Genomic DNA, 16,502 nt, shown 5'->3' on the forward strand with positions numbered 1-16,502 from the left:
CACCACCACGTAGAACATGAGATGCACCGCGCGCGCGATCCACTGCTGCAAGCGTGGCGCGCCGTCGATCGGCTCCGGCTTGTTGTCGATACCGAGCCACCACACCACGCGGACGATGGTGAGAACCAGCGCCAGCGCGGCCGCCGGCAGATGCACCCGGAGCAGCGCCGCCTTGGTGGCGACCTCCTCGGCCGCCGCAGCGCGAAAGCCAGTCAGCAGCGCGATCAGAATCAGAACCGCGGTGAGCCAGTGAATCGTCACCGCCACGGTGCCGTATTGATCGGATGAACTATGCAGCGCCATCGTGATCGTCCTGGCTGCTGACGATCTCACCGCGTCGCGGCCGACAGGCCGAACCGGCGCGTCAGCCGGAAGCCGTCGCGGATGCTGAGGCCGATCAGCGTCAGGTTGATCGCGCCGGCGATCAGCTCCACCGCCTGCACCACCGTGAAGATCTGGTCGAACTGACCGGCGGCGGCACGCTGCTGCAGCAGGATCGCGCATGGTACCAACACGGCGATGCCGTTGAGCGCGATGAACGGCATCCGCCAGCGCTTGGCGGCGACGACCGGATGCGGCGACTTGCCGCCGAGCTTGAAGCCGCTGGCGCCGGCGAGCGCGATCGCCGGGATCAACACCGCGAGGCCCCACAGGATACGAAGCTTCACGGCGGCGATCGCCGCCTCGTCGCCGCCGAGTTCGACCACCACCGTCGAGGTCCAGAACACCAGGATGGTGAGAAACGCGATAATGCCCGCGATCGGGTGCAGCTTCCTGATCATTTACGCACTCCTGTCACTGAATTGCTCGTCGAGCCGTTCGCGCAGCGCGATCAGCGCTTCGCGGGTCTTGCGCAGCTGGCGCGGATCGGCGCCGGCGATCATCGCGTCGGCGACCGGCGCCCATAGCTCGCTCGCCTGCTTGAACACCCGCTCGCCGCGCGGCGTCAGCAGCACCAGCTTGGCGCGCTTGTGCGCCGGGTTCGGCGCAAAGCCGACCAGCCCCGCTTCGGACAGCTCATCGACGATCCGCTGCACCGACTGACGGGCGAGCCCCATGTTGTCGGCCAGCCGCGCCACCGAAAACGTGCCGCGGCCGTGGGCGACCGAACCCAGCACCTGCCAGCGTGCGCTGGTCAGCCCGAGCGGCTTCACCAGTGCGTCGCCGAACCTGATCAGCGCGCCGTTGAGCCGGAAAACCTCCAGCACGAGAGCGTTGGCGGGATGGTCGAACGGGGCGTCACCGGCTTGCGTCATGACAGCATCCTGTCATTTTGACAGCTTCCTGTCAATTCTCCGAGCGCCCTGCTCGGCCGGACGCGACGGAAGTTCAATGCCGGCGGCGTTGACGGCGTGCACGACATTTGCATCGTACCCGGCTTGGGCGAGGCGGCCGGCAGGATCAGGCGATGGAATTTCTAGCGAGCGTAGTCGTGGCGATCGTCGCCTATGGGGCGGTGTATTTCATCGGCAAGCCGGTGGTGGCGCTGCAGGCCAAGCGGATCGAAGTGCTCGACGTCGCCGAGCGCTACTCCGGCGTCGAGGCCGGCGCGCCCGAGGAGACCCGCGATGCCGCGGTCAAGGCGCTGTTCGAAGCCGGCACCTCGCTGCGCGCCTATGAGCGCGGCTGGTCGACCGCGGTGCGGCTGTGGTGCTGGGTGTGGGGTTACGATCTCGATCTCGCCGCGCAGGCGCTGTACGGCCTCGCCGAAGGCCCGCGCGCCAAGATGGTGATCCCGCCGGAAGCCCGTCGCAACACGCTCAACGCGCTGTACGTCGCCCTCGGCGCCGCCAAGCATTTGCCGCCCGAGACCGTCGACGCCATCAAGCGGATGATCGTCGAAACCAAGGCCGCCCGCGCCAAGGCCTGAATTTCGTCGTCCAGGCGCTTAGTCCGCGTGGTCGATTGATCGAAGCGGAATTGCCCCTTGTCGAGGGCACTGAGTCCTCATCCTGAGGAGCCCGGCAAAGCCGGGCGTCTCGAAGGATGAGGCCACGCGTGACTCTCGGCGCATGGTTCGAGACGGCGCTTTGCGCCTCCTCACCATGAGGTCGTGCCTGTTGTTGCACGCGAAACACGGTCGCATGCCAATTAAGGACAGACGCAGCCCTCTTTTCGAGGCGCGCGCGCCGTTACTCCGACGCGATGAATCGGAGCGTGCCGGCGCGGCGGGTCGGCTGGCCGGTGTCGTTGGTGTGGTTGACGCCGTCCATCACCGGCACCTCGGCGAAATCGAACGGGCTGACGCCGTCGAGGCAGGCGACATTGACGGCATAGAGGTTCGTATTGGATCGCCGCTGGTGATGGGTGTAGATGCCGCAGCGTGAGCAGAAAAAGTGCTGCGCCGTGCCGGTGTGGAAGCGATAGGTCGTCAGCACGTCCTCGCCCTGCAGGATCTTGATCCCGCCCATCTCCGCCATCGCCACGACCGCGCCGCGCATCCGGCAATACGAACAGGTGCAGCGCCGGATCGTGTCGAAGCCGTCGCTCAGCGTCACCTCGAAGCGCACCGCGCCGCAGTGGCACCCGCCGGTCCACACGTTGCTGTGGTGATCCATCCCGCAGGCCTCCAGGTTGGTCCGTTCGAAACTCGGCCGGACCTGACCAGACGCCTTCGTCAACGTCAACGCAGCGGATCTGCAACGCCGGGAAACGTGAACGCATAGGCGAGCCGGCGCCGCCACCATGGCGTGATCGCAACCTCGCACACCGCCGCGCCGTCATGCGCGTGGATCATCGTCGTCGCCGAACTGGCGATCGCCGCGTGCTTGGCGACGCAGCCGTCGCGCCAGCGGAACAGCAGCACGTCGCCGCGATCGAACGCATCGCACGGCACCGGCGCCAGATGGCGCAGCGCGGCCGCCGCCAGCGTCTCGTCGACGCCGGCTTCAGCCCAATCCGGCGCGTAAGGCGGCGGCGCTTCCGGCTCCGCGCCGAGACAGGCGCGCCACACCCCGCGCACCAGGCCGAGGCAATCGCAGCCGACGCCCTTCACCGAGGCCTGATGCCGATAGCTGGTGCCGATCCAGCTGCGCGCCTCGGCGACCAGCGCGTCGCGCCCCAGGGACTGATCCATGGTGCTCTCGCTCGAACGAATGAGGGACTATGCCGGCGGTCAGACGTCGCCGCGCAGCACCGGGCCGATCGGCGCGCCGGTGTTGCCGGGCGCGCCGGGCACCGGATAGCTGACGACGAAATCGTTGCCGGGGATCTGCGGGAAGCCGCGGAAATTATCGCTGTTGCCGAAGCGGTCGCGGCAGGTCGCAAACAGCTTGTCGCAGCCGGCGGTGACGACGAAGCTGTCGCCGGCCGCGATCGGCTCGGCCATCGCCTGCCACAGCGACAGCCGCACCTCACCGCCGACGATGCGATGCTGCTTGATCTCGACCGCCGCGCCGGCATTGGCGCCGCTGCGCCAGCTCAGCCGGCCGGCGCTGAACAGGCCGGGCGCAAAGCCGTCGAGCCCGGAGACCGTCAGGGTCGAGGTGCCGGGCGCCGCCACGACCGTCCCCTCGCCGCGCCGCGCCGAACTGCTCAGATCGACGCGGCAGCGCGCGTCGCCAAGATCAGCGCTGCACGCCGCGGTGTAAAGCCGGCCGGTCTCCTGCGACAACAGATCGGCGAGCCCGCGCAGTTCCGCCGTGAAGGCCGAGCCTTCGCGCCGCACCTCGCCGAGCGTGCCGCGTGCGATCAACACTCGCAGCTCGGGCGCACTCCAATCCACCAGCCAGCTCTCGATCGCCGCCGCATCGTAGCGCCCGGCGGCCAAATCCGCCTCGCCCAGCAGCGCGTCATCGAACGCACCGGAAATCTCCGCGCCATCGACCGACAGATCGAACCGCTGCGACGCCTCGGACGCCGAGAATCCGGTGCCGGCGCGGCAGTTCACGCCCTCGATCGTGAGATCGCGATCATGATCGGTAAACCCCAGCACAGCACCATCCCGCCGCCGCACGATCCACCACTGCGCCAGCGTGGTCACACCGGCATCGAGCTTGGCCTGCAAGGCCGACGGAATGGTGAGCATGGGACCTGTCCTGGCGCGTGAATAGCGCGCCGCTTGAATCACGGATGACTCGTAAATTGGCAGCGACCGGTTGAGGTCGACGCGAGATCGCTCCGCATATCGGCGCCTCGGCCCTGCGGTCCCGGCTAGCCGTTCTGCTTCCGGATCGCGGCCGCAATTTCGTCGATGGCTGGCCGTGCGTGCTTGAAGAACTTCTTCAGTCCGCTGCACAGATAATTGAGCCCCGGCTCGCCTGACGGCGTCCGCAGTAGGCGATTTCCAGGACATTCTCCCCAGCAGTCCCGCAAATATTCGCAGGCGCGACAGTCGTCCGGCAGCGTCTCCGACTTGGCGTAGCCGAATGCCACCTGGCGCTTAGAGAACACCATCTCAGACAATGACGACTCGCTCAGATTGCCGAGCAGATATTGGGGGTACACATAGTGGTCGCAGGCATAAACGCCGCCATCGTGCTCCAGCGCCACGCCCTTGCCGCAGAATTGATGATAGATGCAGATCTGCGCCGGCAGCCCGAGATGCTGAGCGACCAGCGTTTCAAAGTGATTCACCAGCACCCTGCCGAGATCCCGCCGTCGCCACTCATCGAATACGCGGGACAGGAAATAGCCGTACCGATCGGGATCGACCGACCAGTCGGTGACAATCGATTCCGGATGATCGGGCTTCGACCGCGCGCTTCCAATGATCGGCATATGCGCGGTGTCGTAGACATCCGGCGCATCGGTCTCGAAACCCCTCGCCTGCACGATCGGAATGAGCTGGATGTAGGTCGAATCCAGCTCCTGGCGGAGAAAGCGATAGACGTCCAGCGGGCGCTCGGCATTGAAGCGATGTACGCAGGTGAGCGTATTGAACGGCACTCCCGCCTTCCGCAACACGGTCGCCGCAGCCATGACCTTGTCGAATGTCGGCGCGCCTCCCTTGTTCACCCGGTAGCGATCATGCAGTTCGCGCGGACCATCGATGCTGAGTCCGACCAGGAACCGGTGCTCCTTCAGAAACCCGGCCCAAGCGGCATCGAGCAGAATGCCATTCGTCTGAAGATCATTTTCGATACGCTGACCGGGCCTCGCGTATCGTCTTTGCAGCTCAACGACCCTCTGGAAGAAGTCTAGGCCGAGCAGCGTCGGCTCACCGCCTTGCCAGGAGAACACCACCTCCGGCCCGGTATTCCCCTCGATATACTGCCGAACGAACAGCTCCAGAGTCCGGTCCGTCATCCTCCCGGCACCCGGCCCTCCTCGGAGCGTCTGCTTACTTAGATAGAAACAATATCTGCAGTCGAGGTTGCAGGACGAGCCCGCAGGCTTGGCCATGACGTGAAATCGGCGTTGAACGCCAACCTGCGATAACTGCCGTTTGTCGGGCACGAGCAGCACTCACTCGGAATTGGTGACCTGGTACTGATCCCTCAGTGGCATACCATTATTACACGAAACCAGACACAGTATCGCAATTGACGAGCCTCAACGATTTGCACGCCGATTAGCTTCATCCTTATCATATTTCCTAGTGCGATCCTGCAACGCAGTGCAACTCCATTCCAGATTGATTGCACGACAGATGGTTAGCACGACCACACAATCATGGTGCATGACCGCTCCTCATCACTCGCTGGAGCACGGTTCATGCCGGCCAGTGATCGCACCACGCCTCAACGCCGGTCGCGCGCCACCCCAAACGCGATTCCATCCTCTGCCCAGCCAGATCATCGTACTTCACTCCGCAACGCTCGTTCCGCGCACCGCCTCCTCACGGGCGGATCGCCGCAGCCGAATGCACACCGGATCACAATCGGGAGTGTCAGATGAACAGCGAAGACAAGCACCAGCGCGTGCCCAATGGCGCTATTGATCGTCGGAATCTCCTGCTGGGGACATCAACCCTGGTCGCTGCGGCGGCACTAACGACCGGTGCGTTCGCACAGGCAGCCAAAAAAGCTCCGGCCTCTCCCGCGATCGCAGGCGGGCCCGCCGGACCCAAACCGAACATCCTGTTCATCATGGGCGACGATATCGGCTGGTTCAACATCAGCGCCTACAACATGGGGATCATGGGCTATCGCACGCCCAACATCGACCGGATCGGCCGAGAAGGCGCCACCTTCACCGACTGGTATGGGCAGCAGAGTTGCACGGCGGGACGCGCCGCGTTCATCACCGGGCAATCTCCCATTCGCACCGGGCTGACCAAGGTCGGCCTGCCCGGTGCCGAGCTCGGGCTCGGTCCGCTCGATCCGAGCGTCGCGGACGTGATGAAGTCGTACGGCTATGCCACCGGGCAGTTCGGCAAGAACCATCTCGGCGACCGCAACGAGCACCTCCCCACCGTCCACGGCTTCGACGAATTCTTCGGCAATCTCTATCACCTCAACGCCGAGGAGGAGCCGGAGAACCCGGACTATCCGAAGGATCCGCGTTTCCGCGCCAAGTTCGGGCCGCGCGGGGTCTTGAAGTGCAAGGCAAGTGACCGCGACGACCCGACGATTGATCCGACCTACGGCCGCGTCGGCAAGCAGGTGATCGAGAACACCGGCCCGATGGACACCAAGCGCATGGAGACCGTCGACGCGGAGTTTCTCGCCGCGGCCAAAGACTTCATCAGCCGGCAGCACAAGGCTCAGACGCCGTGGTTCTGTTACTTCAACACCACCCGGATGCACGTCTTCACGCATCTGAAAAAGGAATCGCAAGGCAAGACCGGGCTCGGACTATATCCGGACGGGATGGTCGAGACCGATGGCCATGTCGGCGAACTGCTGCAACTGCTGGACGACCTCGGAGCCGTCGACAACACCATCGTGGTCTATACGACCGACAACGGCGCCGAGGTGTTCACATGGCCCGACGGCGGCACGACGCCGTTCCGGGGCGAGAAAGCCACCAATTGGGAAGGTGCCTTCCGGGTGCCCTGCCTGATCCGCTGGCCGGGCGTGATCAATCCCGGCACGATCGTCAACGATATTTGCGCGCATGAGGACTTCATCCCGACCTTTGCGGCCGCGGCCGGCGACACCGGCATCGTGGATCGTCTTAAGCAAGGCACGACCCTGAACGGTAAGCCGTTCAAGGTGCATCTCGACGGGATCAACCTGCTGCCGTTCTTCAAGAATGAAGTGAAACAGTCACCGCGCGAGGGATTCCTGTATTGGAGCGACGACGGCGAACTAATGGCGATCCGAATTCGGAATTGGAAATTCGCTTTCCTGGAGCAGAACACCGAGGTCTCGCCGCAAACGCCCGCCGGCGTTTGGCAGGGCCAGTTCACCAAGCTTCGCGCCCCCAACATCTACAATTTGCGGGCCGATCCATTCGAAAGAGCCACCGCCAGCCTGAACTACGGCGACTGGATGGATCACCGCATGTTCCTGATCATCCCGGCGCAGGCCCTGGTGGCGCATTGGGCTGAAAGCTTCAACGAGTTTCCGCCGCGGGCCAAGGCCGCGAGTTTCACGATCAGCGACGTGATGGAGAAGATCACGACGGCGAGACCGAACGAGAATTGAGGCACCGGAGAACGGCCATGATCACCCGACGCAGCCTCCTCGCTCTCTCGGCCGCCGTGTTCGGCTCGCCCGTCGTCGGTTTCGCGACCGACGCCTCCGATCCGTTGCCGTCATGGACGAACGGGACCGCGAAACAGGCGATCATCGCCTTCGTCGCGCGCGTGACGACGGAGCAAGGTGCGGATTTCGTGCCGACAGCCGAGCGGATCGCCACCTTCGACAATGATGGCACGCTGTGGGCAGCCCTATTACTTCCAACTCGCCTTTGCGTTCGATCGCATCAAGGCGATGGCTCCGCAGCATCCGGAATGGAAAGATCACGAGCCGTTCGAGGCGCTGCTTCAAAACGACAAGGCGGCATTCGCATCATCGGGCGAAAGTGGCCTGCTCGAGGTCGTCGCGGCAACTCATGCGGGGATGACGACGGACGAGTTCACCGATGCGGTGCATGATTGGATGGCGACCGCACGGCACCCGCGCTTCGGGCGGCCCTACAACCAACTGACCTACCAGCCGATGCTGGAGCTGCTGGCATATCTGCGCGCGAACGGCTTCAAGACCTTCATTGTATCGGGCGGCGGTGTCGAATTCATGCGGCCGTGGGTGGAGAAAGCCTACGGCATACCGCCCGAGCAGGTGGTCGGCTCGTCCGGCGTCGTCAAATTCGAGACTGATGCCGCCGGCAAGCCGCGCTTGATCAAGCTCACCAAGGTCGAATTCGTCGACGACGGCCCCGGCAAGCCGGTGGGCATCAACCGGTTCATCGGGCGCCGGCCGATCTTCGCATTCGGCAATTCGGACGGCGACCTCGAAATGCTGCAATGGACCGTCGCCGGCGCCGGCCCGCGGTTTGCGGGACTCGTCCATCACACCGATGCCGAACGGGAATATGCCTACGACCGCCAGTCCAAGATCGGCAAGCTCGACAAGGCGCTCGATGCGGCGGCCGCGGGTGGCTGGACGGTCGTCGACATGAAGAACGACTGGAGCCGGATCTTTACGGAATAACGCCCGCGCCGATCGCCCGGGGCCGGCGATCCGGGGTGGTCTCCGCACAATTATCCGGCGCCGGTTTTGGCGCAGACGTGACAACGGTCAGGGCCGACCAGAACACATCGGAACGTGGCATGTCGCAGTATTCACACCGTATCATCGGCGGATTGGCGGCCGTAACGCTGCTGGCCCTCCAAGGCCCGCAAGCAGCATCGGCCGACGAAGGGGGCATCAGCTTCTGGGTCCCTGGCTTCTTCGGCAGCCTTGCAGCGGCACCGGGCACGCCAGGCTGGTCCTGGATCTCAATCTACTATCACACCGATGTCAGCGCCGGCGCCGGCATGCAGTTTCCCCGGGGCGGACGGGTCGACGTCGGGCTCTCCGGTAAGGGCGACCTCGGCCTGTACGGCCCGAGCTACGTGTTCGCGACGCCGGTTCTCGGTGGCCAATTGTCCGCGACGCTGCTCGGCGTTGTGGGCCGCAACCAGGCGGCGGCTGAAGCGTCGCTGAGCGATTTCTCCGGCCGCACCATCGCGCTCGGCCGGACGCAGGATCTCACCTCATACGGCGACGTGATTCCGCAGATCGCGCTGAAATGGAACGTGGGCGTCAATAATTTCATGGTGTATGGCACCGGCGACATTCCGGTCGGCGACTACGACCGGCACCGCCTCGCCAATCTCGGCATCGGCCACGGCGCGATCGACTTCGGCGTCGGCTACACCTATTTCAATCCGCTCGCCGGCAACGAATTCTCGGCGGTCGCGGGTGCGACCTACAACTTCAAGAACACATCGGCGAACTACCAGAGCGGCGTCGACTTTCACGTCGACTGGGGCGCGTCGCACTTCCTCACCAAACAACTCCAGCTTGGGCTGGTCGGCTATTACTTCCAGCAGATCAGCGACGATTCCGGTGCGCCGGCGCTGCTTGGCGGGTTTCGGTCGCGTGTCGCCGGCGTTGGACCGCAACTCGGCATCCTGTTTCCGGTCGGCGACATGCAGGGTTATCTGAACCTGAAGGGCTACAAGGAGTTCGCCGCGCAGAACCGGCCGGAAGGCTGGAACGCCTGGCTGTCGTTCGTCGTATCGCCCGCACCACCGCAGCCGGCAGTCGCGGGGCCGATGCCGCGAAAGCCTTGAAGCAACGGCTGGGGCTCGAACCGCGGCCTCCGGGAGAGTCCGCTCACACCCTGATCTCGACCAGCGGGAGATTCGGAATCGCGCCGGTATCGAGCTGGGCCTGCAAGGCCGGGACGATGGTGAGCTTGGGGGACCTGCGTGCGACTCCGCCGGGCTCGTCCTTATTCGTCGCCCAGCTCTCGCGTGTCGAACACGAGTCGCGCATGATTGGAGCGAACCGAATCCCCGATGATGTCACAGCCTCTGCCGCGCCGAGGGGCCGCACCGGTCAAAACGACCAGCTCACGCTTCGCGTCTCGATATCCGCGCACTTCGTAGGGCGCGGGCGCACAACCGTCACGAAACGTGAACGCCGTTCCCTGATAATTTGAACCGCTACGAGTGCCACGGAACAACAACGTGCCCTGCACCACGGGCAGTGTTTGCTTCGGGACGTCATAGGCAATCTCGACCGATCCGTCTTTCCACTCGCGAATGAGCATCTGGGAATCGTTGTGAAGCGCTGAATCAACTCGGATCGGCTCCGGCCTGTTTTTTGGCTGCGCACGAAGGCGACGCTGGACCTCGAGATAAGCCTCGGGGTTTGAACCCGGCGGGGCGTTGTCGAGAAGAGCCGTCCGCTCGTCGACCTGCGGGATGGAGAACCGTTCTCCGCAGGCGATGAACGTCCTGTTATCTGGCGAAAACCCGTGTTTTGCTCTGTCGGCACACACCATGATTTCCAACACGACCCGGTGTTGTGCATTGATGAAACGCGCCGGACATTTGGGGGTGCAGACCGCTGGTGCCTGCAGCAGCGATACCATCAACGATCGTCCATCCGGTGACGCAAACGGCCAATTGAAGATCGTCCCTTGCGTGGCACCGCGCGGCTTCCAGGGAATGAGGTCGATCTTGTCCTTCCAGTATTCGTTGAGAACGTAATCCCGCTTACTCACGAGCTCCGAACCGGAATCGTAGATCCTGTTGGCGGGCAATCCGCCGGCCTGCGCCTCCTGATCCGCGGCCTGCGGCAAATCCCGGATTTCCGACAGCGGTGCAAAATCGACCTTGCGGGTTACAGCGTCCCATTTGAGGGGACGCTGACACGCGCGCATGTCCGCTGTCGACAGACCAGCCGTGTTCTGCCCACAGAGCGCACCGCCAACGTTCAGCCAAACCTTGTTGGTGTCGCCGCTACGCTCCAATGTCACTCCAAAGGCCGCGTGTTCGAAAGCTTGGGTTGCATGCCCATCGTTGGTTTCGACGAAGATGTGGACCCCTGCCCCGTGATTGGTGGAAAACAGCGTTGCCGCTCCATCGCAGGCGAACGTGGCTTCGTCGATGGCCCAGAAAACAGGACCATCCGGAAAACGTCCCTGCTGAATGTCAGGACCCGATCGTGGCGTCCCACCCACGGAACGGCACATGTCGGACATTTCGCGGGCCTGCGTCGCAACTTCGACCGGTATCGAGGTGCAGTTCTCACACCGATGAGGTATCGCCGGAGCAGCTTCGTTCGCATCTGCGGCCACTGGCAGGAGAAGGCCGAAAACCAAAAATATGAGCATGAAATTCTCAACGCCGCCATTAATGCCGACCGCGCGGGCGCTTCCTCGCGGGTCGCATGAAGGCGCTGAGGATCGGCACCGCCTGATTGCCACCGGGTAAATACAGAGGTGTAAACTGTTCTGATCAGATCCGCGTGTCGCCCAACGATCATGCCGGTTTCAGCACAGGATTAATGATCTAACTATCTGATTGCATCCAAGAGTAAGAGAGACTCGCAGCTTCGGCTCAGTACACGTTCGAACTCACACCCTGATCTCGACCAGCGGGATCTTCGGGATCGCGCCGGCGGCAAACGCCGAGAGATCGACTTCGAGATAGTCGGTGTCGAACCGCACCGGGACATCGAACTGAAAGCCGGCGGTCACCGCTGCGCCGGACGGCGGCAGGTGGCCGGGCGCGAAGGTGACGATGCCGGTGGCCGGATCGCAGGCGAAGCTGGCGGCTGCTGCTTCGACGCCACTGACTGCAACGCGGACGCTGCCGGCGACCGGCTTGGTGATGGTGCGCACATAGGGTGCAAAGCCGGCGCCGTAGGTTTTCACGAGTTGATAGTTGGCGCGCGTGCCGTCACCGATGCCGATGCCCTGGTCGAGCGGCGACACTCCAGCGCCGGGCGCGGCGGAGCTGCAATCCAGCCGATCGCGCCAGCGGAAGCCGGTAAGGGGGCCGCGGCGCTCTTCGAAGAATGCCACCACCTGCTGCAGCGCCTCGGAGGTCTTGACGCCATAGCCGGCGTCATAGCGCCGTCGCGAGTCCGCCCAGCGCGCGTTGCGCTGCTCGCGGCCCGAGCCGAACCCGACGATCTCGGTGCGCCGCTCCGGCCCGCCGGCGCTTTTCAGCGCGACGTCGAGCGGAAACAGGATTTCGTGGAATGGGGTCATGCGATGAGTCTTTCATCGTCATTGCGAGGCGCGCAGCGACGAAGCAATCCAGGCTTAGGACATCAAGTACCTGGATTGCTTCGCTGCGCTCGCAATGACGTCGATGCGAGGCTGCGGACTACAGACCCCGCTGCCCGCGCGCGACGGCGCGGGCGATCTGGCCGGTGAGATAAGTCTCGGAGCGGCGGAAGCTGTCGGCGTCGGGCGTCGCGATCCGGATGTTGACCGTGGTGGCGCCGCCATTCGAGTTGGCGTTCTTGAGGGGCGAGCCGCCGAACAGGCCCGGGAACCGGCTGGCGAGGCCGGTCGCGAGGCTGGTGGTCAGCGGCTTTAGCGCCGCCTTCAGCGCCAGATCCGAGACCTTCAGCGCCAGCGACTTCAGCACGTCCTCGAACTGCTTGCCGCCGGTAACCGCCTGCGAGAACGCCGAGGTCATCGCCCGCGCAAAGCCCTTGGCTTCGCTGCTCAGCGCCTGGGTCTTGGTGGTGAGCTGGTCGACCTTTTGCGTGGTGTCGTCGACGCAAGCACAGTCGCAGGTCTCGCCGGTGCCGCTGCCGGTCATCGCGTGGCTCCTGATTGATCCGGATAGCGCCGCATCAGCTCGTCGAGCGCGGCGCGGCCGAGCGGTGCGGTCGTGCCGCCGCGCAGGCCGGCGATTGCGGCGGCGAGTTCGCGCGGCGTCATCCGCCAGAACTGATCGGGCGGCAGTCGCAGCACGCCGAGGCCGAACTGCATCGCCTCCGCCCACGGAAACGGCGTCACGCCGCGGCCTCGCCGAACGTCGCGGCCAATAGCTCGGCCGCGATGCTGGCGTAGCCGGCGGCGCCGCCGCTCACCGTCATCGCCGCGACTTCATCATCGCGGACCGCCTCGCCGGCACCGCGGAGGCCGGCGGCGATGATCCGGACCAGATCGCGCGCCGACAGATGCCCGCTGCCGAAGCGCTGCGCCAGAGCGACCAGGTCGGTGGCGGCGAACGCGGCTTCGAGTTCGGCGAGCGCGCCGAGCGTCAGCACCAGCGTGCGGGTCTGGCCGCCGAGTTCGGCTTCGATTTCACCGCGATGTTTGTTGGCCATGCTGTCCTCTCACAATGCGACGAAGCCGAGCGCGCCGGCGCTCTCCAGCGTCAGGTCGAAGGTGACTTCGCCGTTGTGCTCGCCGGCGAATTCGAGGCTGGCGATCTGGAACGGCCCGGTGATGCTGCCGAAATCCGGCACCACCACCTGGCAGTCGCTGATCAGCCCGCTGAAGAAAGCGCTGCGCACCAGCGCGTCGGAGCTGGAATCCTTGAACAGGCCGCGGCCGGAGATCGACGCGCGGCGGACGCCGGCGCCGGCCAGAAGCTCGCGCCAGCGGTCGGCGGATTCGGCGTGGGTGATATCGACCAGTTCGGCGTTGAACGCGATCTTGCGGCTGCGCAAGCCGGCGACGGTGACGTAGTTGCTGCCGTCGTGGATCTTGAGCAACAAGTCCTTGCCCTTTTGAGCGCCCATGCGCGGCTCCTGCTAACTGATCGGTTCGGTGACGGCGCGAAATCGCACCAAGGCGTGATAGGTGCGGCCGTCGGGCTCGCGGCGGATGTCGGCGAGCGCGAACCGCAGATTGACCAGGCGATGGCCGGACGGGGCGAGCGGCGCATCATCGAGCGCCTGCAGCAGCGCCCCGGTGATGAGGTGCGCCTCCTTGTGGCCGCCCTGCCGCGACCAGGCGTGCAGCGTCAGTTGATGCTCCTGGGTCGGCGCATCGTCGGCGGAGACATCGCTGATCCGCGCCTCGCCGAGCGTGACGAACGGAAACGCCGCCTCGCGCGGCGGCTCGTCGTAGATCCGCGGCCCGCCGAGCGCGGCGAGCAGCGCGGTGTCGCTGGTGAGCGCGTGGTGGATCGCCGCGCGCAGCGCAACGCTGGCAGGGGTCATGTCTGCTCCGTCTCGGCGTCGATCTCGAGCAGCGCGCCGCGCTCGCGGCTGCGCCAGGCGATGATGCGATACACGCTGTCGCCATCGGCGAGCCGGTGCGCGCGCGACAGTGCCACCCCGGCGCGCAGCGTGATCCTCGCCCGCAGCGCCGCGCGATCAGTATCGGCCGCAACACCCTCGCGCGCGGCGAGCGGCACCACGCTGGCCCACAGCACCGCCTGCGCCACCAAACTCCGCACCACGCCGCCCTGGCCGTCGTCGGTCTCGACCGGCGCCAGCAGCGTCAGCCGGCGGTTGAGGCGTCCGGGATCGATCACAGCGCCACCGCGCGATAGAAGGCGATCATCCCGGCGACGCCACCGGGTAGCAGCGCGGCGCCGGCATCAGCCGCACCGCCGCGGTTGTCGTACCACTGCGCCACCAGCGTACGCACCGCGTGGCGCAGCGGCGCCGGCACGTCGTCCGGCGCGGTGCCGTAGCCGAGCTCGAGGTCGAGCTCGATGCCGGCGACGGCCGGCTCCGGTTCCGGCAGCGCCCAGGGCGGCGACGCGATCACGCCGCCGGCGAGGTCGAGCACGAAGCTGTCGAGATCGACGCTATGCGTGTAGCCGCGCTCGTCATAGCTCCGCACCGCGATCAGCGACCGCAGCGGGCCGCCACGCAGCACGATGCGGCCGTCGCGCGGCCAGGCATCCAGCACCAACCGCCAGCGCTGCGCCAGCAGCATCTTGCCGGTCCAGGCTTCGATCTGGGCGCGCGCCGCTGTCAGCAGAGAGGCGATCACCGCGTCGTCGGCGTCGTGCTCGACGCGCAGGAAGCTCTTCAGATCAGTGACGGTCCACGGCTCGGCGGCCGGCCCGGCCAGCAGCAGCATCGGCATGGCGTTTCCTCATAGGTGGTGATCGGCGATTGACAGCGCCGCGGCGGCGGGCGAAACGCGCCGCCATGATCCGCACGCTCACATTCGGCTGTCTGCTCGGCGCCGCGCTCGCCTCACCGGCGGCGGCGATGGTCGGCGGCGCCCCGGAGGCGACCGGCGCGCTCGGCCGCGCCCTGGTCACCATCGTCGGCTCGCGCGGCAATTTCTGTTCGGGAACGCTGATCGCACCCGATCTGGTGCTGAGCGCCGCGCACTGCGTCGGCCCCGGCGCGGACTACAAGGTGGTGCATTACGACGCGCAGCGGCAGCCGAGCCTGCGCGACGTCGCCCGCGTCGCCGCGCATCCGGAATTCGACATGGGCGCGATCCTCGGTCACCGCGCCAGCGCCGATGTCGCGCTGCTCCAGCTCGCCGCGCCGCTGCCCGGCAAGGCGCCGCTGCCGATCGCAGCGCCGGAGGATCCGCTCGCCGCCGGCCAGGATTTCACCGTCGCCGGCATCGGCGTCACCCGGCGCGGCGACGGCAAGAGCGGCGGCATAGCGCGCAGCGCGAAGCTGACCGCGACCAGCCGCCCCGGCCGGCTGCAGATCCGCCTGACCGACCCCGCCGCCACTGGCGGCGCGGGCCTCGGCGCCTGCACCGGCGATTCCGGCGGCCCGGCGCTGCAGGCGCAGAACGACCGGCTGGTGGTGATCGGCGTGGTGTCGTGGTCGACCGGCCCCGGCAACACCGCCGGCTGCGGCGGCCTCACCGGCGTCACCCCGCTGACGCTGTATCGCGACTGGATCGCCCGCACCGCGCAAAGCTGGGGCTCGGCGCTCAGCCGATAGCGCGTCATCGCGAGGCGGCGAAGCCGACGACGCGATCCAGAGGCCTCGTGCACGGCGCTGGATTGCTTCGCTGCGCTCGCCATGACGGGAAACGCCGTTGGTTAATCTTTATTAACCATAATCGCCCACCCTCGCGGCATCTGAACCGGAGTGCCGCCATGTTGCGTGTCGTGCTGTTATTGCTGATCGCGTTGCCGCTGGCCGGGCCGGCGCGGGCGGCCGATCTGCCGATGCACAGCAAGATCGGCAAGATCTTCGCCGAGCCGCAACCGAAGCCGCGCGGCGTGCGGCAATCGCTGGAGATGGAAAGCGGCTCGCCGGTGTATGCGCCGGAGGTCGACGTGCCGCCGATCGTGCACGGTTACTACGGCAAGCCGCGCTCGTATCTGTACCGCAGCTATTACGGCACCAATCCAGACCTGATCTTCGGCCGCCTACCCTACGCCTGCGGCTGGTACGGCTACTGCTGATCTCGCCGCTCTCGTAGGCTGTGCGCGAGCGCAGCGAAACCCATCATCCACCAAGCAGAACTAAGCGCGCGCCGCGCGCCAGCTCAGTGCCGGGGCGCGCGGTGCCGCCGCTTCGGCCCTGGCCGACGCTCGGGATGCGGATACGCCACCAGCGGCGCGGCGAACGGCTGCGCCATGGTCGGGCCTGACTGCTGCTGCAGCCGCTTGCGGGATTCCTGCAGCGCGCGCTGATAGCCCGGCGAGTCCATGATATTGGCGGCGCCGCCGCGGGCCAGCGCCCCGCCGCTGCCGGCCATCGAGCCGGCGC

General features: G+C 65.9%; 22 protein-coding genes and 1 pseudogene. 6 read left to right on the plus strand and 17 right to left on the minus strand.

Annotated features, from left to right (window positions below; translation table 11 throughout):
- The 3 genes from DYI24_RS07975 to DYI24_RS07985 form a co-directional block, all read right to left on the minus strand.
- A partial coding sequence (locus tag DYI24_RS07975) for a cytochrome b/b6 domain-containing protein (protein WP_205523429.1) occupies positions 1-303 on the minus strand: 303 nt, incomplete at its 3' end.
- Between the two features lie 26 nt (positions 304-329).
- A complete protein-coding gene (locus DYI24_RS07980; protein WP_164571907.1) occupies positions 330-782 on the minus strand; it encodes a hypothetical protein in 453 nt (150 codons plus the stop codon).
- Positions 783-1,256, minus strand: a complete 474-nt coding sequence (locus DYI24_RS07985) for a MarR family winged helix-turn-helix transcriptional regulator (protein ID WP_164571908.1) — start codon at positions 1,254-1,256, stop codon at positions 783-785.
- A 152-nt stretch (positions 1,257-1,408) separates the two neighbouring features.
- Here DYI24_RS07985 and DYI24_RS07990 point away from each other — a divergent pair, with 152 nt between their 5' ends.
- Positions 1,409-1,870, plus strand: a complete 462-nt coding sequence (locus DYI24_RS07990) for a hypothetical protein (RefSeq protein ID WP_164571909.1) — start codon at positions 1,409-1,411, stop codon at positions 1,868-1,870.
- A gap of 262 nt (positions 1,871-2,132) precedes the next feature.
- Here the strand turns inward: DYI24_RS07990 and DYI24_RS07995 are convergent, their stop codons facing one another.
- The 4 genes from DYI24_RS07995 to DYI24_RS08010 all read right to left on the minus strand — a co-directional run bounded on the left by DYI24_RS07995 (position 2,133) and on the right by DYI24_RS08010 (position 5,343).
- Positions 2,133-2,558, minus strand: a complete 426-nt coding sequence (locus tag DYI24_RS07995; protein WP_164571910.1) for a GFA family protein — start codon at positions 2,556-2,558, stop codon at positions 2,133-2,135.
- A 65-nt stretch (positions 2,559-2,623) separates the two neighbouring features.
- On the minus strand, positions 2,624-3,076 hold the full coding sequence (locus DYI24_RS08000) for an NlpC/P60 family protein (protein ID WP_164571911.1): 453 nt from the start codon (positions 3,074-3,076) through the stop codon (positions 2,624-2,626).
- A gap of 39 nt (positions 3,077-3,115) precedes the next feature.
- On the minus strand, positions 3,116-4,027 hold the full coding sequence (locus DYI24_RS08005) for a phage/gene transfer agent baseplate hub protein (protein ID WP_164571912.1): 912 nt from the start codon (positions 4,025-4,027) through the stop codon (positions 3,116-3,118).
- A gap of 125 nt (positions 4,028-4,152) precedes the next feature.
- On the minus strand, positions 4,153-5,343 hold the full coding sequence (locus DYI24_RS08010) for an anaerobic sulfatase maturase (protein ID WP_164571913.1): 1,191 nt from the start codon (positions 5,341-5,343) through the stop codon (positions 4,153-4,155).
- Between the two features lie 491 nt (positions 5,344-5,834).
- On the opposite strand from DYI24_RS08010, the gene DYI24_RS08015 reads away from it, so the two are divergent.
- From DYI24_RS08015 to DYI24_RS08025, 3 genes and pseudogenes are all read left to right on the plus strand, one after another.
- Complete coding sequence (locus DYI24_RS08015) at positions 5,835-7,532, plus strand: arylsulfatase (RefSeq protein ID WP_164571914.1); 1,698 nt, start codon at positions 5,835-5,837, stop codon at positions 7,530-7,532.
- Positions 7,533-7,549: 17 nt separating this feature from the next.
- Positions 7,550-8,540 (plus strand): annotated as a pseudogene (locus DYI24_RS08020) (HAD family hydrolase).
- 119 nt (positions 8,541-8,659) lie between these two features.
- Entirely contained in the window at positions 8,660-9,667 is a 1,008-nt protein-coding gene (locus DYI24_RS08025) for a SphA family protein (protein WP_164571915.1), read from the plus strand.
- Positions 9,668-9,828: 161 nt separating this feature from the next.
- Here the strand turns inward: DYI24_RS08025 and DYI24_RS08030 are convergent, their stop codons facing one another.
- From DYI24_RS08030 to DYI24_RS08070, 9 genes are all read right to left on the minus strand, one after another.
- Positions 9,829-11,217 (minus strand): hypothetical protein, encoded by a 1,389-nt coding sequence (locus DYI24_RS08030; protein WP_164571916.1) that lies wholly within the window; start codon positions 11,215-11,217, stop codon positions 9,829-9,831.
- Positions 11,218-11,460: 243 nt separating this feature from the next.
- Complete coding sequence (locus tag DYI24_RS08035) at positions 11,461-12,099, minus strand: TIGR02217 family protein (protein ID WP_164571917.1); 639 nt, start codon at positions 12,097-12,099, stop codon at positions 11,461-11,463.
- Between the two features lie 118 nt (positions 12,100-12,217).
- On the minus strand, positions 12,218-12,661 hold the full coding sequence (locus tag DYI24_RS08040; RefSeq protein WP_164571918.1) for a phage tail tape measure protein: 444 nt from the start codon (positions 12,659-12,661) through the stop codon (positions 12,218-12,220).
- Positions 12,658-12,861 (minus strand): rcc01693 family protein, encoded by a 204-nt coding sequence (locus tag DYI24_RS08045; protein ID WP_164571919.1) that lies wholly within the window; start codon positions 12,859-12,861, stop codon positions 12,658-12,660. Before DYI24_RS08045 ends, DYI24_RS08040 begins: the two co-directional genes overlap by 4 nt.
- Positions 12,858-13,175 (minus strand): gene transfer agent family protein, encoded by a 318-nt coding sequence (locus DYI24_RS08050; RefSeq protein ID WP_107343866.1) that lies wholly within the window; start codon positions 13,173-13,175, stop codon positions 12,858-12,860. The genes DYI24_RS08045 and DYI24_RS08050 overlap by 4 nt, the downstream gene beginning before the upstream one ends.
- A gap of 9 nt (positions 13,176-13,184) precedes the next feature.
- Positions 13,185-13,592, minus strand: coding sequence for a phage major tail protein, TP901-1 family (locus tag DYI24_RS08055; protein WP_164571920.1), 408 nt, complete (start codon positions 13,590-13,592; stop codon positions 13,185-13,187).
- 12 nt (positions 13,593-13,604) lie between these two features.
- On the minus strand, positions 13,605-14,015 hold the full coding sequence (locus tag DYI24_RS08060) for a DUF3168 domain-containing protein (protein ID WP_164571921.1): 411 nt from the start codon (positions 14,013-14,015) through the stop codon (positions 13,605-13,607).
- Positions 14,012-14,332, minus strand: a complete 321-nt coding sequence (locus DYI24_RS08065; RefSeq protein ID WP_164571922.1) for a head-tail adaptor protein — start codon at positions 14,330-14,332, stop codon at positions 14,012-14,014. Before DYI24_RS08065 ends, DYI24_RS08060 begins: the two co-directional genes overlap by 4 nt.
- A complete protein-coding gene (locus DYI24_RS08070; RefSeq protein ID WP_164571923.1) occupies positions 14,329-14,895 on the minus strand; it encodes a head-tail connector protein in 567 nt (188 codons plus the stop codon). The genes DYI24_RS08065 and DYI24_RS08070 overlap by 4 nt, the downstream gene beginning before the upstream one ends.
- A 65-nt stretch (positions 14,896-14,960) precedes the next feature.
- Here DYI24_RS08070 and DYI24_RS08075 point away from each other — a divergent pair, with 65 nt between their 5' ends.
- On the plus strand, positions 14,961-15,725 hold the full coding sequence (locus DYI24_RS08075; protein WP_164571924.1) for a S1 family peptidase: 765 nt from the start codon (positions 14,961-14,963) through the stop codon (positions 15,723-15,725).
- A 158-nt stretch (positions 15,726-15,883) separates the two neighbouring features.
- The gene (locus DYI24_RS08080) at positions 15,884-16,195 is read left to right on the plus strand and encodes a hypothetical protein (protein ID WP_107343860.1); all 312 of its coding nucleotides are present in this window, start codon (positions 15,884-15,886) and stop codon (positions 16,193-16,195) included.
- Positions 16,196-16,278: 83 nt separating this feature from the next.
- Here DYI24_RS08080 and DYI24_RS08085 read toward each other — a convergent pair whose 3' ends face one another.
- On the minus strand, positions 16,279-16,491 hold the full coding sequence (locus DYI24_RS08085; RefSeq protein WP_246701192.1) for a hypothetical protein: 213 nt from the start codon (positions 16,489-16,491) through the stop codon (positions 16,279-16,281).
- Positions 16,492-16,502: the final 11 nt, after the last annotated feature.

It is taken from the genome of Rhodopseudomonas sp. BR0C11 (assembly GCF_010820945.1).
GTDB lineage: Bacteria > Pseudomonadota > Alphaproteobacteria > Rhizobiales > Xanthobacteraceae > Rhodopseudomonas > Rhodopseudomonas palustris_H.